At 66.7% G+C, this 4007-nt stretch carries 2 protein-coding genes; both read right to left on the reverse strand.

The genetic code is table 11. The features are described 5' to 3' along the window. Window positions 1-2252, reverse strand: a 2252-nt coding sequence (gene xdhB, locus DTW89_RS18805; RefSeq protein WP_114657038.1) for a xanthine dehydrogenase molybdopterin binding subunit, incomplete at its 3' end; no start/stop codon positions are given. Next, window positions 2249-3880, reverse strand: coding sequence for a xanthine dehydrogenase small subunit (locus tag DTW89_RS18810; RefSeq protein ID WP_114657039.1), 1632 nt, complete (start codon window positions 3878-3880; stop codon window positions 2249-2251). The genes DTW89_RS18810 and xdhB, both read right to left, overlap by 4 nt. Window positions 3881-4007: the final 127 nt, after the last annotated feature.

The raw sequence follows: 4007 nt of genomic DNA on the forward strand, positions 1-4007 counted from the left end.
GCCGCCACCGCATTGCGCAACGCCTCATACACACTGATCGCCAGCATGAACGGCGGCTCGCCCACGGCCTTGCTGCCGCCCACGTTGTCCTCGCGGTTGGCCTCGGGCCACAAGTCCACCTTGAAATGCGCCGGAATGTCGCCCGTGGCCGGAATCTTGTAGGTGCTGGGCGCGTGGGTGGCCAGATATCCCTTGTCGTTCCACACCAGCTGCTCGGTGGTGAGCCAGCCCATGCCCTGCACAAAGCCGCCCTCGATCTGGCCAATGTCGATGGCCGGGTTGATGCTGTGGCCCACGTCGTGCAGGATGTCCACGGCCAGCACGCGGTTCTCGCCCGTGAGGGTGTCAATCACCACTTCGGTGCACGCCGCGCCGTAGCTGAAGTAGTAGAACGGCCGCCCGGTGAGCGTGGCCTTGTCGTAGTGGATCTTGGGTGTGCGATAAAACCCGTCGCTCCACAGCTGGATGCGGTTGGCATACGCCTCCTTCACCACGTCATCGAACGCGCGCACTTTCTTGGGCGAGATGACCTGACCACCGGCAAAACGGATGGCACCCGCTCCGCAGCCATCGAGCCCGCAGACGAACGCCGCCAGGTTGTCGCGCACATGGCGCGCCGCGTACTGCGCGGCGCGGCCATTGAGGTCGGTGCCGCTGCTGGCCGCCGTGGCGCTGGCATTGGGCACCTTGCCGGTGTCGCTGGCGGTGACCAGCACGCGGTGCAGTGGCACGCCCAGCTCGTCGGCCACGATCTGCGCCACCTTGGTGTGCAGCCCTTGCCCCATTTCGGTGCCGCCGTGGTTCACCTGCACGCTGCCGTCGGTGTAGACATGCACCAGCGCGCCCGCCTGGTTGAACAGCGTGGCCGTGAAGCTGATGCCGAACTTGACCGGAGTGATGGCCAGGCCCCGCTTGAGCACCGGGCTTTGCGCGTTCCATGCGGCAATGTCCGCCTGGCGCTGGCGGTAACGGGATGACTGCTCCAGTTGCGGGAGCAGCGCGTGCAGGATGTTGTCCTCCACCGTCATCTGGTAGTGGGTGATGTTGCGGCCCGCGCTGGCGTCCTTGCCATACAGGTTGGCCAGGCGCACGTCCTGCGCATCCAGCCCCAGCGTGCGGGCAATGTCGCCCAAAATGGCCTCGATCACGATCACGCCCTGCGGGCCACCAAAGCCGCGAAACGCCGTGTGGCTTTGCGTGTTCGTCTTGCAGCGGTACGAGGCGATTTCTACGTCACTCAGGTAATAGGCGTTGTCGGCGTGGAACACGGCGCGGTCGGCCACGGGGCCTGACAGGTCGGCGCTGAAGCCGCAGTTGGCGACCATCTGCAGTTTGAGGCCCGTGATGCGGCCCGTGTCGTCAAAGCCCACGTCGTACTCGTAGGCAAACGGGTGTCGCTTGCCGGTGACCATGAAGTCTTCGTCCCGGTCCAGCCGCAGCTTGACCGGGCGGCCGAACTTGTGCGCGGCCACGGCCGCCCACACGGCCAGGTGCCCGGCCTGCGTCTCCTTGCCGCCAAAGCCGCCGCCCATGCGGCGGCACTCCACGCGCACGGCGTGGTTGTCGATGCCCAGAGCGTGCGCTACCCAGTGCTGCACTTCGCCGGGGTGCTGCGTGCTCGAATGGATCGACCACTGCTTTTGCTCCTGCGGGATGGCATAGGCAATCTGGCCTTCAAGGTAGAAATGCTCCTGCCCGCCCACTTCGAAGGCGCCTTGCAGGCGGTGCGGCGCTTGCGCAAGGCCCGCGGCCGCGTCGCCCCGGCGCACGAACACCGGCGGCAGCACGTAGCTTTCAGCCTTTAGCGCCGCCTGCACGGAAAGAATGGCGGGCAGGGGCGTGATGTCGAGCTGCACGGCGCGCGCCGCGCGGCGGGCCTGCATCACCGAATCGGCCACCACCAGGCCGATCACCTGGCCGATGTGCTGCACGGTGTCCAGCGCGAAAACTGGTTCGTCGTGCGCAAAGGCGGCCAGCAGCTTGTCGCCCGGCACGTCGGCCGCCAGCACCACGCCGCGCACGCCGCTCAATGCCAGCGCGGCACGCGAATCCACGCCGTTCAGGCGGCCATGGGCCACCGTCGAGAGGATGGGCGCTGCATACAGCGTGCCCTTCACCTCGGGCAGGTCGTCGATGTAATGGGCGGCGCCCGCCACCTGGGCGCGAGCGCTTTCGTGGATGTGTGACTGGCCCATGGCGGGGCCGGTGGAGGCTGGCGGCACCTGGGGAAACAGCGTGTGGGGGGCGTTCATGCCACGGACTCCAGGTCAAGATCTTCAAGGCTTGCGGCCTGATGGCCCTGGCTCTCCAGCCAGTAGCGCTGCAGCAGGTTGCCCAGCACCGCGCTGCGGTAGGCGCCGCTGGCGCGCATGTCCGAGATGGGGCTGAACTCGGCCTGCAGTGCCAGCGCGGCGCGCTGCACGGTGGCCTCGGTCCAGGGCTGGCCCTGCAGGGCGGCCTCGGCCTGCCGCGCGCGCGCCGGGGTGGCGGCCACGCCGCCCGCGCCAATGCGGGCGCGCTGCACCACGCCGCCTGCGATGTCCAGGTTCAGCGCCAGGCACACGGCCGAGATGTCGTCGTCAAAGCGTTTGGATACCTTGTAGACGGCCAGCCTTTCGGTGTCCGCAGGGCGCGGCACGAGGATGTGCACCAGCAGCTCGTCGGGGGCCATCGCGTTCTGGCGGTAGCCGGTGTAGAGGTCTTCCAGCGCGAGTGTGCGCTCACCGCGCGTGCTGGCCAGCACTACCTGGGCGCGCAGGGCGATCAGCAGCGGCATCGAGTCGCCAATCGGCGAGCCGTTGGCCACGTTGCCGCCCAGCGTGCCCGCGTTGCGCACAGGCAGGCCGGCAAAGCGGGTGGCAAAGCGGTGCAGCTGCGGCCACTGCGCGGTGAGTGCGGCAAAGGCATCGGTCAGCGTGACTGCCGCGCCGATGCGGATGTGCTGCGGCGTGGTGTCTACCGTGCGCAGCGCGGCCACGCGCGTCACATCCAGAATCTGTGCATATTGCTTGTGCAGCTTGGTGATCCACAGCCCCACATCGGTGCAGCCAGCCACCACCTGGGCGTGCGGGTGCGCGGCCCGGGCCGCCAGCAGGGCGGGCAGTGTGGTCGGTGAAATATATGAAAAATTGGCCTCTAGCCCTTTGCTGGTAAGCGCAAGCAGCTCTAATTTTTGTAGCAACTGGGGTTCGTTGACCGCCACAGCGGGCAGCGTGGCCATGTGCTGCGCGGCGTCCAGAATGGGGCGGTAGCCGGTGCAGCGGCACAGGTTGCCCGAGAGTTCTTCCTGCGCCAGTGCGCGGGTGACGGGCTGGCCCTGGCAAACGTGGTTTTGATACATCCCAAAGAGACTCATCACAAAGCCGGGAGTGCAAAAGCCGCACTGGGAGCCGTGGCACTGCACCATGGCCTCCTGGGCAGGATGCAAACCTACTGCGCGAACGGGGGGCGTCGTTGCGCCGGAAAGGGTAGCGGGCCCCTTTTCTTCCCGCTCGTCGTAATCCTCATGGACCTGCATGCCCATTCCGGTTCCTGTGCTCCGTACGCCTAGCCCGCCGTCCGCTCGCGTCGGTTTGTGGGGCAAGGCAACCGGCTGGATCAAGGGGTCTTCCGCCAGGTCCTCCACCGTCCACAGTGCCATGCCATCGATCGAATGCGCCAGCCGGATGCAGCTGTTCACCGCGCTGTAGTGCACCTTGCCATCGCGCGCCTCGCCCAGCACCACGGTGCAGGCGCCGCAGTCGCCCTCGCCGCAGCCCTCCTTGGTGCCGGTGCAGCCCAGGTCCTCGCGCAGCACCTGCAACAGCGTGCGGTCGGGTGGTACATTGCCCAGCGCCACCGGCTGGCCACGGCGCAAAAATTGCAAGGGTCTGGTTGTCATCAGTAGTGTCCGGCTTATTTGATGCTGAAGGGCGGCAACGCCAGTATTGAAGCGGGTTTCAGAGGATTCATGGGTGTCCACGATTTGAATTTCGTTTAGCTCATTTGCGATGCTCGCGGGTTTCAAC

It is taken from the genome of Acidovorax sp. BoFeN1, assembly GCF_003345135.1.
GTDB classification, from domain to species: domain Bacteria; phylum Pseudomonadota; class Gammaproteobacteria; order Burkholderiales; family Burkholderiaceae_C; genus Acidovorax; species Acidovorax defluvii.

What these genes read in the sequence shown, in the direction of transcription:
- DTW89_RS18810 (WP_114657039.1), bottom strand. Translation starts at nt 3,880, where the DNA reads ATGACAACCAGACCCTTGCAATTTTTGCGCCGTGGCCAGCCGGTGGCG.